The following is a 20207-nucleotide window of genomic DNA, read 5'->3' as shown; positions in this document are numbered from 1 at the left end:
CACCGGTTCGCGTGAAGAAAACGCGTCAAAACGAGAATCTAGAGCTTCGGTTCTGATTCAATCAGAACCGAAAATGCTCTAGCCACTTCGCGAGAACGGTAAGCGCGCGACAAAAATCGCGGTGTCATTGCCCGCGAAGGCGGGCCATCCAGTATTCCAGAGGCGGGGGTGGTTGAACCGAGAGGCCGCGGCGTACTGTCATGCCCCGGTCAAGCCGGGGCATGACAGCGATGGTGAGGCGGAAGTATGCCCAGACAAGCTGCCAGCCCTCTCACGCCAGCACCTTCACCCCGCCGAAACTCGTCACCCGGCCCTGCTTGAGCATCACGATCTGCGTGGCGAGCTGGCGCAGCTCGGCGGCGTCGTGGCTGACATAGACCATCGGTACGTTGGCCTCGTCGCGCAGCCGGACGAGATAGGGCAGGATCTCGAGCTTGCGGGCCTCGTCGAGCGCGCCGAGCGGTTCGTCGAGCAGCAAGAGGCGCGGCCGCGAGAGCAGCGCGCGTCCCAGCGCGACGCGCTGACGCTCGCCGCCGGAGAGCTTTCCGGGCCGACGATCCAGCAGCGCGCCGATGTCGAGCAAATCGACGACACGCGTATGCTGCGCCGGATCGGGCGCTAGTCCGTTCATGCGTCGTCCATAATCGAGATTTTGCGCGACGCTGAGGTGCGGGAACAGCCGCGCGTCCTGGAAGACGTAGCCGATGCGGCGGCGATACGTGGGCACATGGATGCCGGCGGCGGTGTCGTCGACGGTCTCGCCGTCGATCACGATGGTGCCGCGGTCGGGCCGCAGGAGGCCGGCGATCATGTTGACCAGGGAGCTCTTGCCGGCGCCGGATGCGCCGAACAGGCCGATAACACGGCCTTCGCCGGCAAAATTGGCCTGGAGCGAAAACTCGCCGAGCTTCTTTTCGATGTCGACCCGCAGCATGGTCAATTCCCGTGCAGGCGCGCCGTCGCGCGACGGGCGAACCATTCGGCCGCGATCAGCGCGCCAAGCGCCAGCACAATCGAGACGATGACGAGCCGGCCAGCCGCGGCATCGCCGTCCGGCGTCTGGATCAGCGAGTAGATCGCCGACGAGATCGTCTGGGTCTCGCCGGGAATGTTGGAGACGAAGGTGATGGTGGCGCCGAACTCGCCGATCGCCTTGGCGAAGCCGAGCACCATGCCGGCGAGCACGCCGGGCAGCGCCAGCGGCAGCGTCACCGTGAAGAACACTTTCCACGGCGCCGCACCGAGCGTCTCCGCGGCCTGCTCGAGCCGCCGGTCGATCGCCTCGATCGACAGCCGCATCGGCCGCACCAGGAGCGGAAATGCCATCACGCCGCAGGCGAGCGCGGCGCCGGTCCAGCGGAACGAGAACACGATGCCGAGATGGTCGGCGAGGAATCCGCCGACCAGGCCTTTGCGGCCGAACGTCAGCAACAGCAGATAGCCGGTGACGACAGGCGGCAGCACCAGCGGCAGATGCACGATGGCGTCGAGCACCGACTTGCCCCAGAAATCGCGCCGCGCCAGCAGCCACGCCAGGGCGATGCCGAAGGGCGTCGCGACCAGCGTGGCGATGATCGCGACCCTGAGCGAGAGCAGGATCGCGGTCCATTCGGCGGGAGATATCTCGGGCATCAAGTGCTGAATATCAGATTGTCGGGCTGACCAGGAACTTGAAGCCGTATTTCTCCAGAATGGTCTTGGCGGCCGAGGAGCGCAGGAAGGCGAGATAGTCGTTGGTCTCGGCCTTTGCGGTCGTGGTCGCGGCGACCGGATAGATGATCGCCGGATGCGACTCCGCCGGGAAGGTGCCGACGATCTTCACGCCCGGCTCGACCTTGGCATCGGTGGAATAGACGATACCGAGCGCGGCCTCGCCGCGCGCCACCAGCGTCAGCGCCGCGCGCACGCTCTCGGCCATTGCGAATTTCGGCTCGGCCGCCTGCCAGGCGCCGAGCTTCTCCAGCGCTGCCTTGGCATATTTTCCGACAGGGACCGACTTGACGTCGCCGGTCGCGATCCTGCCGTCGCCGGCGAGCTTGGCAAGGTCGAAGCCTTGCGCGATGGTGACGTTGTCGATCTTGGAATCTTTCGGCGCGATCAGCACGATGCTGTTGCCGAGCAGGTTCACGCGGGAAGGCACGTTGATGGTCTTCTTGGAGATTGCATAATCCATCCAGTCGGTGTCGGCCGAGACGAATACGTCGGCCGGCGCGCCCTGCTCGATCTGCTTGGCAAGTACGGAGCTTGCGGCATAGCTGACGCTGAACTTCACGCCGGTCCTGGCGGTATAGGCGGCATCGATCTCGTCGAGCGCGTTCTTCATCGACGCGGCGGCGAACACGGTGATGGTCTTGTCCTCGGCGGCGGCCGGCGAAAGGCTCGCGCCTGCGAGGATCACGAAGGCGGTGAAAAGTCCTGCAATGCGTAACATGGAGCGCTCCGTGCGAGTCCGCACACGCAGGATGCATGCGCCGGACTGGCGTTGGTGGGTCGGTCGCGACGGGTGGAAGCGCTGCTCCACGGAGCCCCGGCTGCGGCTTACGGCCGGCAGGGATATCGCAATTGCGAAGATAGCAGGGGCCGCGGCCTCAGGTCAAAGGGTGGCCGCTGGTCCGGCAGACAATGCTATTGAACGGGGAGGAACGCGATTGCGACCGCATTCTCCCTGGCGCCGCTGATCTGGAGCACGAAGGGCTGCGCCGACAACTGGTATTTCACGGTCTTGCGGATGCCGCTGCAATCGGTCGCACCGCTGAAGGCCACGGGCTTGAGGACATGCCCATCCTGGATCACGTCGATCCAGGCGCCGGCGGAAAGGCTGATCGTGTAGAGCCCGGCCTTGGCGGACTTGACGCTGGTGAAGCCGGCAAAGGTGCCGTCCTTTGGCGCGCGCTCCGGCGGCGAGGGCAGCTTTGCCTCGCTCGGGACGACCAGCCCGAGCGTGATGGCTGAGGCCGGCAAGGCCGCCTGCTCGCTGCCCGAGGCGAGCCTGGCGAGGTCGGGTGCGGTGAGCGCGGCACGCTCGCGCTCGATCGACCATTTGAACTTGTCGCAGCCGCTGGGCTCTTCGGCGGCGAGGGCGGACGTCGCGCTGAACGCGAGCGCAGCGAGGAGGGCGAGGACGCGCATGTGAACTTCCATCATTGGCCCCACGAACGGCGCGAGGCTTGCGGTCAGGCTTGTTGAATGACGGGATGCGCGTCCCGGGAATGCCGCGAGCTTACGGCAGGGCGGCGAGGGGATCCTAGCGCACTGGAGTGGTCCGAACCAATCAACGACTTCGTCATCCCGGGGGCGCGCCTCAATCACGGCCGTCATCCCGGACAAGCGTCAGCGCAGATCCGGGATCCATAACCACAGGGAGAAGTATGGCGAAGATTCGGAGTTACCACTTCGCCCGACAACCCCGCCCTGTGGGTATAGGTCCCGGATCTGCGCTGACGCTTGTCCGGGACGACAGCAATGGGGAGGCGACAGTATGCCCGTACACACGCTCTCTACGGCTTCGCATCCGCGGCGTGCAGCACCGCCTTGCAGGCCGCGGGCATCTGCGCCAGCGTCATCGGCGGTCTTGGCTTGGGCGGCTCCGGCGGCGGCTTGGGGTGCAGCACGGCGTCGGAGAACCAATAGGCGAGATCGGCGGGCTTGCAGCCTTCGTCCTCGGCCTGCGACGGCTGGCCTTCGCATTCGCCTGATCCTGCCGGGCAGCGCATGCGGATGTGGAAGTGGTAGTCGTGGCCCCACCAGGGGCGGATCTTCGACAGCCAGGCGCGGTCGCCCTTGGCCTCGCGGCACAGCGCCTTCTTGATCGCGGCATTGACGAAGATGCGCTGCACCGCCGGCTCACGCGCCGCATCGCGCAGCACCAGCACATGGCTCGCCGTGAACACTTTCGGGTCGATGTCGAGCCGGTCCTGGCGCACCATCATCACCGCCGACATGTCCTCGCGCTCCTCGCGCGAGAGGCGGCGGTCCGGCATCGGCGTTAGCCAGATGTCGGCATCGAGACCGATCTGGTGGCTGGCATGGCCCGACAGCGCCGGGCCGCCGCGCGGCTGGGCGATGTCGCCGACCAGGATGCCCGGCCATCCCGCGTCCTTGTGCGCCCTGGTCGCGAGCCGCTTGATCAGCGCGATCATGTCGGGGTGGCCGTAGCTGCGATTGCGCGACAGCCGCATCACCTGCCAATGATCGCCGTTGACCGGGATCTGCTCCGCGCCGCCGATGCAGCCCCTGGTGTAGGAGCCGATGACATGGGCCGGCCCCTTCGACGGCAGCAGCTTTCGCGCGAACAGCTCCTTGGCGGCGACGTCGGGGTCGTTCGGATTGGCGAGCGGCGGCAGCGGCTTCGGGTTGATGCTGCCCTTGTCCTGGGCCAGCGCGCCGCCGGCGGCCAGAAGCGTCATGACGAGCAGGAGAGGGGCGACGCGGCGGGGATTCATGCTGATTCCCTTATAGCCCAACGCCGCCTCAGGGGTAAGAATGTGAGTTTCGCCCGGCCGCAATCTCACGCCGTCTTTACAGCCTTTGCCTCAGCGCAAAGCTCGCCCGACACGACGGTCCCCGTGTTCCATGATCTCGTCCGAAAGTCCGCGTCTTTTCGCCGGCCGACCCGGTTTTTTAACAATGCGATAACCGTATCCCGCATTGACCAAAATTCGTGCGCGGAACGAGATTCGCTTCGATCCCGTATACAATCGAATGCGTGATCGGAATTGATTCATGGAGAGGGCGTGTTTTTGCGCCACCTCTCTCCTCGATTGCGACGAAGCCGCGTGTCTGGCGCGCCGCTTGGCCCGCTTGCGCCTCACAAACAGGCACGAAAGCCCGACCCGAGGTGCTCGCAAGGCACTGTCCTGGCGCGCGCGGTCACCCAAGATTACTTTTTTTTCAGACACTTGCCCCAAAACTTGCGGCCGCCGGGCGCGATTGGGACGAGTGAAGTTGAGTTTGGGGTCTCGAAAAGCAAGAAAACGAAACAGAGGCGTGCTTGCCCGAGCCGGCCAATTGCCGCGCAAGCCACGCTTCGCGCGCGCGCCGCGCGCCCTGTCCGAGCGCGACGAGGTCCTGCGCAGCCGCGCCGAGGCGGAAGCCGCCATCGCCGAGGCGCGCAAATCCCATGAGCGGCTGCGCCAGGCCGTCGACATCCTGCCGCAAGGCATCGTGTTTCTGGATGCCGAAGGCCGCTACGTCCTCTGGAACAAGAAATACGCCGAGATCTACAGCAAGACCGCCGATCTGTTCGAGGAAGGCGCGCGTCTCGAAGACACACTGCGCATCGGCGTTGCCCGCGGCGACTATCCGGAAGCCCTCGGCCACGAGGATGAGTGGATCGCCGAGCGGCTGCAGAAGCTTTATCAGCCGGGTGCACGCCACGAGCAGAAGCTGTCGGACGGCCGCGTCATCCTGATCGACGAGCGGCTCACCGACGACGGTGGCGTGGTTGGTCTGCGCGTCGACATCACCGAGCTCAAGCAGCGCGAGGCCTCGTTCCGCCTGCTGTTCGACGGCAATCCCGTTCCCATGATCGTCTGCGCGCTCGACGACGAGCGCATCCTCGGCGTCAACGACGCCGCGATCGCGCATTACGGCTACAGCCGCGCCGAGTTCGAGCGGCTGAAGATCCGCTCCCTGCAGGCCTTCGACAGCGAGCCGCCCTGGACCGTCGACCACTCCAGCGAGGAGCAGGCCGGCCGCACCTGGAAGCACGTCAAGGCCGACGGTGCGCTGATCGACCTTGCGATCTATTCCCGCGAGCTGACCTATGCCGAGCAGCCCGCCGTGCTGCTGGCGCTGATGGACATCACCGAGCGCAAGCGCGCCGAGGCGCGGCTCGCCTTCATGGCCCAGCACGACACCCTGACCGGCCTGCCCAACCGCACCCTGCTGCGCCAGCAGATGGACGAGATGCTGCTGCACACGCGGCGCGGCGCCGAGAAAGTCGCGCTCCTGATGCTGGGGCTGGACAATTTCAAGGCCGTCAACGACACGCTGGGACACGCGGTCGGCGACAAGCTGCTGCGCGGCGTCGCCAAGCGGCTGCGTTCGACGCTGCGCGAGGAAGACGCGCTGGCGCGACTCAATTCCGACGAGTTTGCGATCGTGCAGAGCGGGTTGACCCGGCCGGAAGATGCTGTGGGACTCGCAAAGCGCCTGCTCGAGGCCATCGCCGATCCCTATCTGCTCGACGGCCATTCCGTGGTGATCGGCGCTTCCATCGGCATCGCGATGGCGCCGGGCGATGGCGATGAGTCCGAGAAGCTGCTCAAGAGCGCGGACATGGCGCTGTCGCGGGCGAAACTGGATGCGCGCGGCAGCTTCGCCTTCTTCGAGGCCGCGCTGGATGCGAAAGCGCAGAGCCGCCGCAAGATCGAGGTCGAGCTGCGCGACGCGATCCGCAACGACGTGTTGCGGCCGTACTATCAGCCGCTGATCGACCTCTCGAGCGGCCGCATCACCGGCTTCGAAGCGCTGGTGCGCTGGCCGCATGCCGAGCGCGGCATGGTCTCGCCGGCCGAGTTCATTCCGGTCGCCGAGGACACCGGGCTGATCAACCCGCTCGGCGGGCTGATGCTGCGCCGGGCGTGCCTGGATGCCGCGGCCTGGCCGGACGACGTCCGCGTCGCCGTCAATTTGTCGCCGCTGCAGTTTCGCAGCGGCAATCTGCTCTCGATCGTGACCGACGCGCTGAAACATTCCGGCCTGCCGCCGCGGCGGCTCGAGCTCGAGATCACCGAAACGCTGCTCCTGGAGAAGAGCGCGCAGGTGCTGGCGACACTGCATGCGCTGCGCGCGCTCGGCGTGCGCATCTCCATGGACGATTTCGGCACCGGCTATTCCAGCCTCAGCTATCTCAGAAGCTTTCCCTTCGACAAGATCAAGATCGACCAGTCCTTCGTGCGCGATCTCGGCGCCAATCGCGAGGCCCAGGCGATCATCCGCTCCATCGTCAGCCTCGGCAAGGGCCTCGGTGTCACCATCACCGCCGAAGGTGTCGAGACCGAAGCCGAGCTGAGCTGCCTGCGCGCCGAAGGGTGCGACGAGGGCCAGGGCTTCCTGTTCAGCAAGGCCCGGCCCCATGCCGAGATCGTCAGCCTGCTCGCCGCGCAGCGCGGCATCGACGGCGACGAGGACGCCGCGATGGTGGCGTAGGCGGCGGAGCAGGCCGGCACAAGCCGGCCAAGACGATCTCAGAACTTGCGCGTCGCAAAGCATGCGTGCCCTATGCGATGGCTGGCGGCTGGTCGAACCTGCCGCGCGCTGCCAGCGTCTCATGATTGGATCGATCGAACGGATGCGACCCCATGACCTCTGATGCGCCTCCGCTGCCGCTGCCTGGCCCGCGCTATGCCCGCTTCTCCAGGCGGTTCAAGGCCGTTCTGCTCGACTGGATGCTGGCGATGGCGCTGCTGTTCGGCGCGCTGGCGGTCGCCAGCAATGTCGCGAGCGATGGGCTCAGCCGGAGTCTCGGTGTTGCGGTCGTCGTCATCCTGCTGCTCTACGAGCCGGTGCTGGTCTGGCGCGCCGGCGGCACGCTCGGCCATATCTGGACCAATTTGCGAATCGTCGACGATCGCGGCGGCAATGTCAGCTTCGCCAAGGCGCTCGCACGCTTTGCCGTCAAGAGCATTCTGGGCTGGTATTCGTTCGTGATCCTGGCCGCCACGCGCCGCAACCAGGCGGTCCACGATCTGCTGACGCATTCGACCGTCCAGATCCGCGATCCCGCCAAGGCGACGCCCGGCCAGTTCATCACGGAGCGGCGCGAGGATGATCCGGCGATGCCTTCGCGGCTGCGGCGCCTGCTCGTGACGGTGGTCTATCTGGCGCTCAGCGTCCTCTTCTATTTCGGCGTGCTCGCGGTGCTGGTCCGGGCCGGCCTGATGTCCCGCGCCTGCCTCAACCAGGACATTTGCAATGGAAGCGACCGCATCGTCGATACCGCCGCCGCCGTGGCCTTCCTTCTGATGATTGCGCTTGTGATCGGCATGGGTTGGCGAGGCCGGCTGATCGGTGCCCGCAGGGCGTAGACGGTGGTGGCGCCGCGCGCCGCCGCTCAGCTTCCGGCCAGGATCGCCTTCCCCACATCCTCGTAATGGCTATCCCGCGCCTGGATCTGCTGGGCGATGGCGTGCATGTCGCGGAAGCGGCGTTCGAACGGGTGCTTACGGAACACCGCCGTTGCCCCGGCCATGTGATAGGCGGTGTCGACGACCTTGGCCGATTGATGGATGGTCCACGTTGCCGCCAGACGAACCGCGCTGCGATGCGCGGCGCTGAACTCGCCGGTCGCGGACAGCTCGCGCCACATCGCCTGCGCGGTGGCATAGAGATAAGCGCGCGCGGCGCGCCAATCGCCTTCGGTGCGGCCGATCAGGCCCCGGACCGCCCCGTTGTCGCGCATGGCGCTGGCCGACAGCGAGGGATGTTTTGCGCGCGCCAGAGCGATGGCGGCATCCAGCGTGGCACGGGCGACGCCGAGCGACACCGCGGCAAAGCCCAGGCTGAAGCTTGCGCCGGTGCCGATCCGGTAGAGCGGTCCAGTCTCGCGCAGCGCGGCCGGCACGTCGCGAAAGGCCGTGAAGCGTTCGGCAATGAAGAGGTCGTTCACCTCGTAGGAATCCGTGCCGGTGCCGGCAAGGCCAATCGCCTGCCAGACGTCGTGCAACGTCGCGTGTGCGGCGGGGAAGAGGATGGTGCGTACCTCCGGCGAGCCGTCGGCATTTTTCCGCGGCGTGCCGTCGCATCCCACGATGCGGACATGCGCGCCCAGCCAGCTCGCCTGCCGTGAGCCCGAGGCGAAATCCCAGCGCGCCGTGACGCGATAGCCGCCCTCGACCGCGCGCGCTTCATGCGCGATCGCGCCCCAGGCGAGGATGCCGGGCGCCGTATTGAAGATCTCGTGCGCGGTGTCGTGATCGAGCGACGCCGCGATCATCGCGCAGACCGTGCACTGGCCGAGACACCAGGCCGTGGAGGCATCCGCTTTCGCGATCTCCTCCAGCATCTGCATGAAGATCTCGATTGGGGCTTCTGCGCCGCCGAGGCTCTGCGGCAGCAGCGCGCGATAGAGCCCGTTGTCGATCAGGGCGTTCACGACGACAGGCGTCAGCCGCCGCGTCCGCTCGATCTCGTCCGCCTCGCGCGCGATCAGGGGACCGAGAGACCGCGCTCGCTCGACGAGGTCGATTGCCCCGGCCTTGTTCATGCCTCTTCCCGTGCCCTTCTTGAGTGCTGTTCGACGGGCGGGCGGATGGTGGCCCATTCCTCGGGCTCGATCAAGAATGCCGCATCTGCACGGCGAAAATCCTGCGACGTGCCAAATGCCTGTCTCGGCTAAAACACCTTGGAGTTGCATTGCGGTCCGTTCTGAACTCTACTGACGGTTTTCAGAGCGGGAGATTTCAATGGTCAGTTTGCGCGAACCGGGATTGGGACCGATTGTCGGTCACACCACTGATACGACGGCCAGAATTTGGGTCCGCGCCGCGGACCCCGCGGACGACAGGGCGCAGCTCGACGAAAATCGGCGCACCGTTGGTGTGATCGGGATCGTGGAAGGCGGCAAGACCGGGGAGAACGACAAGATCGGCGCAGCCTGGTACTTCCGGCTCAACCGGGAATTTGACCGCACGGGCACCTTCGTCCTCGGCTCGGACGTCCAGCTCGGGTACTATAACGCGACCGACCTCGACAGCGTGGAAGAAGTTGTTGTTGCGGTAACGCTCGACAAGAACGTGGCGGCAAAGCCGCTCACGCCGAATACGGCGTACACCGTCCGGGTCGGGGTGCTCACGGTCGACGATCCCACGCCGAACACGTCCCGGACCTCGGACCTGGATCTCATCGCGATCCTGCCGGACATCGACATCATCAAGAACGATCTGTTGAGGCTCGATCGGTCGACATGCGAGGCGACGTTTCGAACTTTCCCACCTTCGGGGCAGGTCGCCGACTCTCTCGCCTTCCTGCTCGGATCGTGCCGCTATCCGGGGCTGCTTTGGAAGATCAAGGAGGCCGACCAGATATTCGGACCGATGTCCCTGCACTTCAAGGACAGTTCGATCGGCCCGGCAGCCTCCTTCACCATGATGTGCGGCGACCAGATCTATGCCGACATGCTCAATCGCTTCGTTCCGATCCTGCGGGCCGAGCGGTATGACGAATTCCAGGAGCGCTATACGACGGCCTATTCAGCGCAGAACCTGCGCAATCTGCTGCAGCGATCGAGCACCTACATGATCCTCGACGACCATGAGATCGAGGACAACTGGACCCAGGACCGGCTGAAAGGCGATCCTGGCAAGCACATGGTGTTCAACTACGCGGTCACCGCCTACATGAACTACCAATGGAGCCACAGTCCGCGCACATGGGGGCGCCTGCTGTATTACAAGTTCGATTGCGGCGGCTACCCATTCTTCGTTCTCGACACGCGCACGCAGCGCTACAAGAACAACAACGACCGTCAGCTGGATCACGGGCTCCGCGACAATTACATGCTCGGCTATCCGACCATCGACGAGCATCATCCTGGGCAAATGCGCAGGCTGAAAGACTGGCTTTCGCAGATGCAGAGGGAGCGCAACAACGTCCCGAAATTCATCGTCTCATCCAGCGTCTTCGTTCCGAATGCGATGGACGAACGGATCGGCGACCGGACGGAGAAAGGTCTCGATGCTCAGCTGTTCGAGGTGAACGGAGACAATCGCGACGACAGCGACAGCTGGCCGGCATTTCCGCAGACGCGCAAGGAACTGCTCGACCATATCGTCGACGAATCCATTCAGAATGTCGTCTTTCTCTCCGGCGACATTCACTGCTCGAATGTCGCCGAGATCACTTTCGAGCGGGATCAGGGCCGGAAGAAGAAGATCCTGCCCCTCAAGGCATTCTCGGTCACGTCGTCGGCGTTTTACTGGCCATTTCCGTTCGCCGACGGAGACCCAAACGGGTATGTGCACGATTCCCGGCAGACCGAGCAATGGGATGCGTTTCCGCTGAGGGATGGCAAGACGCGCATGCATTACAAGTCATGGGGCTTCACCCAGGACGACAATTTCGCGCGCATCGAGATCGACAGGACGAAATCGCAGCTCAAGGTTCGTGTGTTCGATCGCAACGGCAAAGCGGTCGCGAATACCGATGCAACCTCTGGCGCGAACGTTCCGCTCGAGACCGACCTTCAGCTGGAGCCCTGGCGCTAGCCGCGAGCACGCCCCCTTGCGACGGCCGCGCTGTGGCCGAGATCGAGGGGATGTCGCTTGACCGGAAGACGCCGCGCTACGGCGGCGGCTTGCGCGCGCGAGTTGCCTGCTCAAAGGCATAGGCCAGCCGCAGCAGCTTGTGCTCGCTCCAGGCGCGCCCTGCGAAGGCGACGCCGAGCGGATAGTCCGGCGTGTCCTTGCCGTCGATCGTTCCCGAGATGAAGCCGCCGCACACCATGACGCTGGGATAGCCTGCCTTGGCGGCAATCGCGGCGCCCGTGGCGCCGGGGAACAGCACCGCGTCCAGTCTGTGCTGGCTCATGTAAGCGTCCATGCCGCGCGTCCTGGCCGAGAGCAGGTCCATGGCACGCGCGGATTTGTACTCGCGCTCGCTCAGATCGCCCCTGGTCATGTCGGCGGCGAGGAAATGGTCCTGGCCGAAACGCAGCGCCTTCTCCGCGTTGGCTTGGTTGAAGGCCACGATGTCGGCGATGGTCTTGATGTCGGTGCCGGTCGCCCAATCCCGCAAATAGAGGTTGAGGTCGTGCTTCAGCTCGTAGAGGAAGACGACGGGCGGCCTTGCGATGGTGCCCTTGTGCTCGCTCAGCGGATTGCGGTTGAGCACGGCCATGGTCGTGCCCGGCCCGCCGATCCAGCCCAGCGTCGGCATGTTGGCGCGCACGATGACGGCGCCGAGATCCTCCAGCACCTCGATCGTCTCGGTCATCACCTTGACCCTGTCGGGCAGCAGCTTGCCGTAGAAGCAATCGTTGAGGGGATCGTTGGGATCGCTCGGCACGCCGATGCGTGCGCCCTTGAGGGCGTCGGCGGCAAGGCCCTCGGTGTAGTCGGCGGGCCGCCGCTGCTTCTGCGTCGCCGGGTCGAGCGGGTCCCTGGCGGCCAGCACGTTCAACAGCAGCGCCGCGTCGCGCACGGTGCGCGTCATCGGCCCTGCGGTGTCCTGGCTGTGCGCGAGCGGCAGGATGCCGGCACGGCTGATCAGTCCGACCGTCGGCTTCACCGTGACGAGACCGTTCATGCTGGCGGGGAACAGCAGCGAGCCCGAGGTCTCGGTGCCGATCGACGCCGCACACAGGCCGGCCGCCACCGCGACTGCGGACCCCGAGCTCGATCCACCGGGCTGCAACACCGGGATGCCATGCTCGCCGGTCAAGTCAGGCGCATAAGGGTTCTTCACCTGGCCGCCCAGCGACGAATAGCCCGAGGGCATGTCGACGGCGAGCATGTTGGCGAACTCGGTCAGGTTCGCCTTGCCGAGGATCACCGCGCCGGCGTCGCGCAGCAGCTTGACGAGGGTGGCGTCGTCCCTGGCGTGCGCCGCTTCCAGCGCCAGCGAGCCCGCCGTGGTCGGCTGCTTGTCGCCGGTGGCGATGTTGTCCTTGAGCAGAATCGGCACGCCGGCCAGCGGCCGCTCGACCGATGGCCTGATGCCGTCGCATCCGCCCGCGATCGTGCGCGCATCGGGATTGAGCGTGCGGACCGAATTGAGCGCGGGTCCGTTGCGGTCATAGGCCTCGATGCGGGCGAGATAGAGCTCGGTCAGCGTCGTGGCGGAGATCCGTCCGCCGGCCAGGGCGTCGATGATCTCGCTCAACGGCGCTTGTTCCGGCGTCGGCAGGACCGGCGCCTCTGCATCGCCGCGGATCGGCTTGTCCATCGCGTCCTCTCGGGCAGCTTGCTGCGAAGATGCTACCAATGGTAGCATTGGGCCTGGTCGCACGACAAGCCGAGGACCGATCGGCGCGGCGCAGACGTGAGCTTCCGGTCCTTTCAGCGGCTTCAGACGAGCGATCCATGGAGTGCACGATCCGGCCCGCCCGCGAAGACGACGCCGATGGCATCAGCGAGGTGATCCTGCGGGCGCTGCGCGAGACCAATGCAAGGGACTACACGGACGCGATCATCGAGAGGATCGCGCACAGCTTTGGTCCGGACTCCGTCAGGCAGCTGATCGGGACGCGCACGGTCTTCGTCGCTACCGTCGACAGCCGCGTCGTTGGAACGGCGGGCCTCGATGGAAGCGTCGTCCGTACCGTCTTCGTGGCACCCGATATTCAGGCCCGCGGCATCGGCAAGCGGCTGATGGTGGAGGTGGAGCGCATAGCGCGCGAGCGAAACATTCCCGCCTTGACGCTCTCGTCCTCGGTCACCGCCGAGACTTTCTATGCGCGGCTCGGGTTCAGGACAGTGCGCGACAGTTACCATAATGATGAACGTACGATCGTCATGGAGCGCGAGCTCGATGACGCGCCATAAGTCTGGCTCGGATCAGCCGCGATCGTCGGAGAGAAGCGCATGGTGCAAGGTGTGACCGCGATGGGGCTCACGGCGATCGATCTCGGGCTTCGCGGCGCGACGAGCGGCGTGTTTCTGCTGATCATCCTCGTGGCGCTGCTGCGTCGTGCGACCAGCCAGCAGGCATTGCTGGGCATGGCCATGTCTGCCGGCGGCTTGTTCTACGCCATCACGACCGCGCCGTTCTTTCCCAAGTCATGCTGGTGGTGGGTGTTGCCGGTCTTGTCGGCGCAACCCGCAATCTTCTGGCTGTGGGCGCGTGCGGCGTTCGACGATGATTTCGTGCTGAAGCGATGGCACGGTGCGGTCTGGCTGGCGATTGTCGCCTTCGGCTTCGTGCTCACGCTGGGCTGGGCGCGCTGGCCCGCTTTGGCCGGGGCCGGGGGGCGGGTCCTGTCGTTGATCACCCTGGTGCTGGCGGTCGCAGCCGCGGTCCAGACCGTCAAGACCTGGCGGGTCGATCTGGTCGCGCGGCGGCGCCGGCTGCGTCTGGCGATGCTTGCGATCAATGTCGGGCTCATTGCGGTGGTGGCCGGCGCCGGCTTTGCGGCGATCCCGGTCGTCGTCCCCGGTGGAGCCGGGAGCTTTCCGACCGCTCTCTGCCTGTTCGTGGTGGCCATGCTGGCCGGCGTGGGGACTTTTGCTGCGCCCATGGCCGTCACGGCCAATGGCGCCACGGCGGCGATCGCGCCCGGCGACTTCAGCCCGCAAGCCCGGAGGGCCGATCGTGCCACGACCGGCGGAATCGTGGTCGATCCCCTCCTGCTCCGCCGCCTCGACCATCTGATGACCGTCGAGCGCATCTACCGGCAGGAGGGCCTTGCGATCGGGACACTTGCGGCACGGTTTGACGTTCCCGAGTATCGGCTCAGGCAGGCGATCAACGAAGGACTGGGTTATCGCAACTTCAATGCGTTCCTCAATCATTACCGCATCGAGGACGCCAAGGCGGCCTTGTCCGATCCGGCGCAGCGCGAGGTCCCGGTGCTGACGATCGCCATGGATGCCGGCTTCCAGTCGATCGGGCCGTTCAACCGCGCCTTCAAGGCCGAGACGGGCATGACCCCGAGCGAATTTCGGCGCGACGCCCTGGCCCAGCCTCAAACGGCACCGGGCTCGGCGCGCGATCAGGAAATCGGCCAGCGGCGCCGGGACATCGGTTAGCCGATTTCCGGATTCGGCGAGAAGGCGCGGGCGTGATCGGGCAGGCTGTGAGGCGAGTCCTCATCAGCGAGCCTGACCATGTCCCCTCCGATCGCCGCCAATTCTGCGTCCGAACGATTGCACGCGCTCGATGCGGTCCGGGCCTTTGCCCTGCTGCTCGGCATCGTCCTGCACGCGGCGTTGTCCTTTGTGCCCGTCTCGCCCCGGTTCTGGTTCATCCAGGACACCCATCCAAGCGTCGCGGTGGGGCTCCTGTCCTTCTCCATCCACGTCTTCCGGATGACCACCTTCTTCCTGATGGCGGGTTTCTTCGCCCGGATGAGCTTTCATCGCCGGGGGATGAGCGGCTTCGTCGGGGACCGGCTGCAGCGCATCGCCCTGCCGCTGGTGATCGGCTGGCCCATCGTGTTCGCGGCCATGGCGGTGGTCGTGAACTGGGCATCCTGGTTCCCGAATGGCGGTCCGACGCCCGCCATGCGCAACTGGCCGGTGCTGCCGAATTTCCCGCTCGCCCATTTCTGGTTTCTCTATGTGTTGCTGGAGCTCTATGTCGCCGCGCTTCTGTTGCGCAGCCTCGTCGTTTGGCTCGACGCATCAGGTGCTCTGAGAATGGCGCTGGATCGTCTGTTCGCGGGGATCATGCAAAGCCCGCTGGCCCCGCTCATTCTGGCGATCCCGATCGGCATCGCCTTCAGCCTCGATCCGAGATGGGCTGGTGCGGTCGGCGTGAGGACGCCCGATCAATCGTTCGTCACCAACGCGCAGGCCTGGATCGGCTTCGGCACGGCTTTCGGCGTCGGCTGGCTGTTGCACCGGCAGATCGATCTGCTGCGGATCCTGGAGCGGCGCTGGCTGTGGACTCTCGTGCCGGCGCTCGGCCTGATCCTGACCAGCTTCGTGCTATCGGGTGTGATGAGTTCAGCCCCGGGCGCGCCTAAGCTGCCGGTCCGCGCCGAGACGCTCAGGCTCGTCGCCGCCATCCTGTATGCGCCGGCGATCTGGATCTCGACCTTCGCCTTCATCGGCCTCGCGCTCCGGTTCATGTCCGGCTTCAGCCCGATCAGGCGTTACCTCGCCGACGCCTCCTACTGGCTCTATCTGATCCACATGCCGATCGTGATGGCGCTGCAGGTCGCGGTGTCGCAGCTCGCCTGGCCCGGGCCGTTGAAGTTCGCGATCATCCTCGTCGCGGCGCTTCTGCCGATGCTGGCGAGCTATCAACTCCTGGTGCGCTTCACCTTCATCGGCGCGCTGCTGAACGGCCGTCGCGCGCCGCGCGAGGCCGCGCCCACCGCCGCGGTTCCCGGCACGGCCGTGCCGTGATGGTCGTCGGCCGGCCCGCTCCGTCGTCACGCCGCAGCGCGGCCAAGGTCCAGCGATGGCCTGCGTCTGGTCGGAAAGCTCAGCGCCACTGCAACGGCGGCAAGCCCGATCGCGAAGGAGCCGGCCTGCAGCCACGTGTAGCGCTGGAAATTGTCGAATACGAGCCCGCCGGCCCAGGGCCCGAGCGCAATGCCGAGACTTGCAAAGGCCGAGACCGCGCCGAACACGGTGCCCATGATGCGTGCGCCGAAGAACTCGCGGACCAGCACCGCATGGAACGGCATCACGCCGCCATAGGCGAGGCCGAACACGACGGACAGCGGCTGCATTGAACCTATCCGGCTTCCGGGAGCACCAACGGCGCGTAGTCGCTGATGTCAGCGACGAGGGAAGGCGCGATGAAGGCTCTGAAGGCATCGATCTGTGTTGCGGTCACGGCGCTTGCCCTGAGCCTGGCGTTCGGCGCGTCATCCCATGCCGAAGAGGACGAGACGGACGCGCTCACACGGCAGATGAAGGAGCTTTATCGGGCCGGGAAGTACATGGAAGCGCTGCCGCTGGCCCAGAAGTCTCTGGTCCTTCACGAAAAGCAGTTCGGCCCTGACGATGCGCACGTCGCGATGCCGCTGAGCGATCTCGGCACGATCCATCACAATCTCGGCGAATACGCCGTTGCCGAGCCGCTGTACAAGCGCGCGCTGGCCATCCGCGAGAAGACGCTCGGTCCGGATCACGCGGAAGTCGCAATGGTGCTGAACAATCTCGGCGATCTCTATCGCGCGGAAAGACGCTACGCGGAAGCGGAGCCGCTCCTGAAGCGATCGATTGCCATCGATGAGAGGGTGCTCGACCCCGACGATCCGTCGATCGTGTTGCCGCTGTGCAATCTCGGCGCGGTCTACAGCAGCCAGGGCCGCTACGACCAGGCCGAGCCGCTGTTCGAGCGGGGCCTCGCCGTGCTGGAGAAAGCGCTCGGCCCCGACGATCCCGAAGCCACGGTGCTGTTGAACAATCTGGCCGACACCTACACCCACCAGCATCGCGATGCCGATGCCGAGCGGCTGCTCAAGCGGTCGATGGCCGTGACCGAGAAGGCGAACGGCCCCGATCATCCCGACATCGCGCAGGCGCTGAACAATCTGGGGGCGCTTTATGGGCGTCAGGGACGCAACGCCGAGGCCGAGCGGCTGTTCAAGCAGTCGGTGGCCATTTTCGAGAAGACCTTCGGCCCCGATCATCCGGATCTTGCTGGTGTCCTGGACAACCTCGCCAACGTCTACAAGAATCAAGGTCGCCATGCCGATGCCGAGCAAGTCCTGAAACGGTCGATGGCAATCAGAGGGAAGACAAAGCCGATCTGAGCACGCCTGCCAGGCCGGTCGAGACGTCCTTGGTCTGAGGATCATCAGCGGATCGCGTTGAGGGGCCATGACGAACCCTGCAAGACTGCTCCAACTTGTCGTCGCCCTGACGTGGCTCGGATTGTCTGCCGCAACGGCGGCCGGCGGCCCGTCGAAGGAGATGTGGAGCGGCGCATGGACGTTCAGAATGGACCGCCAGGATCGGCCATGGCTCGTCTTTTCCGACCCGCGCGGCAAGACGGTGTTCCGCATCGGCTGCGGTTCGCATTTCGAACTGGATGCGGTCTATCCGGGCAACGCGCCGACACAGGAACATACCGAGGCCTCGATCACGATCGGCAACGGCAAGACGCAGATGGATTTCGCCGGCTTCACCTACGCCGGTCCCGGGTCGTTCCCGCCGAGCACCTCGATGTTCAACCAGGCGGACCTTGGTCATCCCGGTCTTGCCGATGACCAATGGCGCGTGCTGGAAGACCGCGTCCTCGATCTTTTGGAGTCCGGGCGGCATCTGAGGATCTCCGCCGAAGGTAGAAGCTACGTGCTACCGGCGATCAAGGCATCGCGGTGGCGCGCGCGTTTTCAAAAGATCTGCTGACGCCGACTGCGGGCCGGAGGGGCGCGCGCCTCCCCCATGGCCCTTTTTTTATCGCATTGCTGGTTCGATCATGTCGGCATCGACGGGTCTCGATCGTCCTTGGATGGACATGTCCCGAACGAGCGGTGCATGGATCCCGTCGGGTGAATCGATGTCACCTCGGGCCGTCGAAATCGAACTGGAGCAATGCCGATGAGAATCACCGTCGAAACCAGCGTCGCAGCCCCCATCGATCGGGTCTGGCATGCCTATACGACGCCCGCCGACATCGTGAAGTGGAACGCGGCCTCCGACGACTGGCACACGACCAGAGCGACGGTCGATCTGCGGGAAGGCGGCGCCTTCTCGTCCCGGATGGAGGCCAAGGACGGCAGCATGGGTTTCGACTTCGCCGGCACCTACACGAAGATCGTCGAGCACAAGCGGATCGAATATTCGTTCGGCGATCGCAAGGCCGAGGTCGAGTTCGTGCCCGGCCCGAACGGCGTCGTCGTCCGCGTGGTGTTCGATGGCGAAACCACGCACTCGGAAGAGCAGCAGCGCAGTGGCTGGCAGGCGATCCTCGACAATTTCGCGCGCTACGTCGCGGCAAAGCAGAAGGCCTGATCGATCAGGGAGCTCGTAGGATGGGTAGAGCGGAAGCGAAACCCATCAAGCTTTATCCTGACGGTCGGATCGAGCTAACAAGGATTGCCGGATGCGGCGCCGCTCGTCCGGCGATGGGTTTCGCAAGAGCTCATCCCATGGGCTTGCGGAGAGAGAACAAGGCTGACCGCCAGTTCGGGAGGTCCATTTTTTTCTCGACAAACGCAAGCAAAAGTTGCACGATTTTCTAGTACTCATAAAAATTGATATTGAGGCCGACGTGTCCTAGGCGATAGAGCCATTGCAAGGGGGCATCATGAATTCCGCACAAAAGGTCGTGTTGAGCCTGTACGCTGGATTGCTGCTCTTCTGTTCGTTGTTGATTGTGGGCGCTGCGTCCCTTGGGCCCTATGTCCAGGAGATGCTTACACCTGTCGCAGTAGAAGCCCTGAAGAACATACTGTTCGCGTTCGTCGGAGCGCTGTCCGCGGTATGGGGCGCATCAAAATGACGGCCCGAACAGAAAGCAATCTCCTCGGAGTCATCGTTCTGTGTCTCGGACTCTGCATGGTGCGTGAGGTTTCCGCACAGAATAGCGCTCCAAGTACCGAGCAATTCATGAATGCGTTGGGCACCTGCGCCGTAGGCATGAATGTCAAGTTGGAAGGAAATCTTCTTGGTTCAATCAAGAGTTTCTATGAGGGGACACGTACGCAAGGTCGCATGTCCCTTCAAAACGCGCCAGAATTTCTCAACCTGTTTCCGGAAAATGAGCGCTCAAAGGCGTACACGTTGTATGTGAGCTGCGTGATGAAGATTCTGGGGCATTCACAAAGCTTGCCCGGCAATATCTGCACGCAGGAAGTGATCAACAAGTGCGCTGAGGACGCTCGATCAGATCCACTCTCAGCGATCAGTTCGTGCAACCGGGTTACCGAATGCGACCCTGACAACCATCTGGCCTATTCCAGACTAGGTCAGGCGTATCGCGCGCTACGTAGGTTGCAGGAGGCCGAGACGTCGATGCAGAAGCAGCTATCGATCGGCCAAAGAATACCCGACCAAGGAATTATCAGCTCGGCCTATTACAATCTCGGCACGCTCTATTTCAGCAAAGATGCGTATGAGATGGCCGAGGTGTACGCTAAGAAGAGCCTCGAGCACAATGAGAAGTCAAGCAATCGCCCGGGAATGGGCGCGAATTACAAGTTGCTCGGTGACATCTATATCAAGAGAGGTTCGGCCGGTACCGCCGAGTTGTATTACACAAAATCGATTGAGGCGTTCCGAGGTAGTACCGACAAGCGAGGCCTCGGCGGTGCTTACGGCGGCTACAGCTACGCCAGATATGTGCAGGGAGACCGTTCTTCGGCGTGCACGTATTTGAGCAAGGCGCTCTCCCTGTACCAGGAGATCGACTTTGTTAAGGGAGTTGGCGACACTCAGCAAAACATGATCAAGGCGCGCTGCAACAGTCTTTGATGCTCCTTTTCAATGCTGCCGATGATGGCCTTCTCAATGCGGGACTGAACGTCTTCCGCAAGACGCTGGTCATGGGGGCGTGCCGCTTCGCTCAGCCGGGCGCCGCGATGATTGCATTCTGGCCTTGTGCGTCAATTCGTAAGTGACAATTCGTACTATGTTCCGGAGGGG

Annotated in this window: 19 protein-coding genes; 11 read left to right on the top strand and 8 right to left on the bottom strand. The window is 64.6% G+C overall.

The window, feature by feature from the left end; translation table 11 throughout:
- Positions 1–271 precede the first annotated feature (271 nt).
- The 5 genes from modC to mepA all read right to left on the bottom strand — a co-directional run bounded on the left by modC (position 272) and on the right by mepA (position 4442).
- Positions 272–934, bottom strand: coding sequence for a molybdenum ABC transporter ATP-binding protein (gene modC / locus TSA1_RS21140; RefSeq protein WP_100181262.1), 663 nt, complete (start codon positions 932–934; stop codon positions 272–274).
- Positions 935–936: 2 nt separating this feature from the next.
- A complete protein-coding gene (gene modB / locus TSA1_RS21135; protein ID WP_100178015.1) occupies positions 937–1632 on the bottom strand; it encodes a molybdate ABC transporter permease subunit in 696 nt (231 codons plus the stop codon).
- Positions 1633–1645: 13 nt separating this feature from the next.
- Complete coding sequence (modA, locus tag TSA1_RS21130; protein ID WP_100178014.1) at positions 1646–2431, bottom strand: molybdate ABC transporter substrate-binding protein; 786 nt, start codon at positions 2429–2431, stop codon at positions 1646–1648.
- 194 nt (positions 2432–2625) lie between these two features.
- Entirely contained in the window at positions 2626–3129 is a 504-nt protein-coding gene (locus tag TSA1_RS21125) for a hypothetical protein (RefSeq protein WP_174718998.1), read from the bottom strand.
- Between the two features lie 368 nt (positions 3130–3497).
- Positions 3498–4442, bottom strand: a complete 945-nt coding sequence (gene mepA, locus TSA1_RS21120; protein ID WP_100181260.1) for a penicillin-insensitive murein endopeptidase — start codon at positions 4440–4442, stop codon at positions 3498–3500.
- A gap of 544 nt (positions 4443–4986) precedes the next feature.
- Between mepA and TSA1_RS21115 the strand changes: the two genes are divergently transcribed.
- Positions 4987–7152, top strand: a complete 2166-nt coding sequence (locus TSA1_RS21115) for a putative bifunctional diguanylate cyclase/phosphodiesterase (RefSeq protein ID WP_100178013.1) — start codon at positions 4987–4989, stop codon at positions 7150–7152.
- A gap of 152 nt (positions 7153–7304) precedes the next feature.
- Positions 7305–8030: an RDD family protein gene (locus TSA1_RS21110; protein WP_100178012.1), complete on the top strand. Its 726-nt coding sequence runs from the start codon at positions 7305–7307 to the stop codon at positions 8028–8030.
- 26 nt (positions 8031–8056) lie between these two features.
- Here the strand turns inward: TSA1_RS21110 and TSA1_RS21105 are convergent, their stop codons facing one another.
- Positions 8057–9208, bottom strand: coding sequence for an acyl-CoA dehydrogenase family protein (locus TSA1_RS21105; RefSeq protein ID WP_100178011.1), 1152 nt, complete (start codon positions 9206–9208; stop codon positions 8057–8059).
- Between the two features lie 199 nt (positions 9209–9407).
- Here TSA1_RS21105 and TSA1_RS21100 point away from each other — a divergent pair, with 199 nt between their 5' ends.
- Complete coding sequence (locus TSA1_RS21100; RefSeq protein ID WP_100178010.1) at positions 9408–11207, top strand: alkaline phosphatase D family protein; 1800 nt, start codon at positions 9408–9410, stop codon at positions 11205–11207.
- Between the two features lie 76 nt (positions 11208–11283).
- On the opposite strand, the gene TSA1_RS21095 is transcribed toward TSA1_RS21100, so the two are convergent.
- Positions 11284–12885 carry an amidase family protein gene (locus TSA1_RS21095; RefSeq protein WP_100178009.1) on the bottom strand — a complete coding sequence of 534 codons (1602 nt, stop codon included), beginning with the start codon at positions 12883–12885 and terminating at the stop codon, positions 11284–11286.
- A gap of 137 nt (positions 12886–13022) precedes the next feature.
- Between TSA1_RS21095 and TSA1_RS21090 the strand changes: the two genes are divergently transcribed.
- From TSA1_RS21090 to TSA1_RS21080, 3 genes are all read left to right on the top strand, one after another.
- The gene (locus TSA1_RS21090) at positions 13023–13484 is read left to right on the top strand and encodes a GNAT family N-acetyltransferase (protein ID WP_100178008.1); all 462 of its coding nucleotides are present in this window, start codon (positions 13023–13025) and stop codon (positions 13482–13484) included.
- A gap of 39 nt (positions 13485–13523) precedes the next feature.
- Positions 13524–14687, top strand: a complete 1164-nt coding sequence (locus TSA1_RS21085) for an AraC family transcriptional regulator (protein WP_245448379.1) — start codon at positions 13524–13526, stop codon at positions 14685–14687.
- Positions 14688–14765: 78 nt separating this feature from the next.
- Entirely contained in the window at positions 14766–16010 is a 1245-nt protein-coding gene (locus TSA1_RS21080) for an acyltransferase family protein (RefSeq protein ID WP_100178007.1), read from the top strand.
- 26 nt (positions 16011–16036) lie between these two features.
- On the opposite strand, the gene TSA1_RS21075 is transcribed toward TSA1_RS21080, so the two are convergent.
- Complete coding sequence (locus TSA1_RS21075) at positions 16037–16339, bottom strand: MFS transporter (protein ID WP_245448377.1); 303 nt, start codon at positions 16337–16339, stop codon at positions 16037–16039.
- A gap of 69 nt (positions 16340–16408) precedes the next feature.
- Between TSA1_RS21075 and TSA1_RS21070 the strand changes: the two genes are divergently transcribed.
- The 5 genes from TSA1_RS21070 to TSA1_RS21050 all read left to right on the top strand — a co-directional run bounded on the left by TSA1_RS21070 (position 16409) and on the right by TSA1_RS21050 (position 20036).
- Entirely contained in the window at positions 16409–17371 is a 963-nt protein-coding gene (locus TSA1_RS21070; protein ID WP_100181258.1) for a tetratricopeptide repeat protein, read from the top strand.
- A 67-nt stretch (positions 17372–17438) separates the two neighbouring features.
- Positions 17439–17969 carry a hypothetical protein gene (locus tag TSA1_RS21065; RefSeq protein WP_174718997.1) on the top strand — a complete coding sequence of 177 codons (531 nt, stop codon included), beginning with the start codon at positions 17439–17441 and terminating at the stop codon, positions 17967–17969.
- A gap of 192 nt (positions 17970–18161) precedes the next feature.
- Positions 18162–18575, top strand: a complete 414-nt coding sequence (locus TSA1_RS21060; RefSeq protein ID WP_100181257.1) for an SRPBCC family protein — start codon at positions 18162–18164, stop codon at positions 18573–18575.
- Between the two features lie 295 nt (positions 18576–18870).
- On the top strand, positions 18871–19065 hold the full coding sequence (locus tag TSA1_RS39350; protein ID WP_100178006.1) for a hypothetical protein: 195 nt from the start codon (positions 18871–18873) through the stop codon (positions 19063–19065).
- A gap of 56 nt (positions 19066–19121) precedes the next feature.
- Entirely contained in the window at positions 19122–20036 is a 915-nt protein-coding gene (locus TSA1_RS21050) for a tetratricopeptide repeat protein (RefSeq protein WP_161497255.1), read from the top strand.
- The last annotated feature ends 171 nt before the right edge of the window (positions 20037–20207 follow it).

This window comes from Bradyrhizobium nitroreducens (assembly GCF_002776695.1).
Lineage (GTDB): Bacteria > Pseudomonadota > Alphaproteobacteria > Rhizobiales > Xanthobacteraceae > Bradyrhizobium > Bradyrhizobium nitroreducens.
The sequence above is the reverse complement of the archived record's forward strand: the minus strand, read 5'-3'. Positions and strand labels throughout refer to the sequence as shown.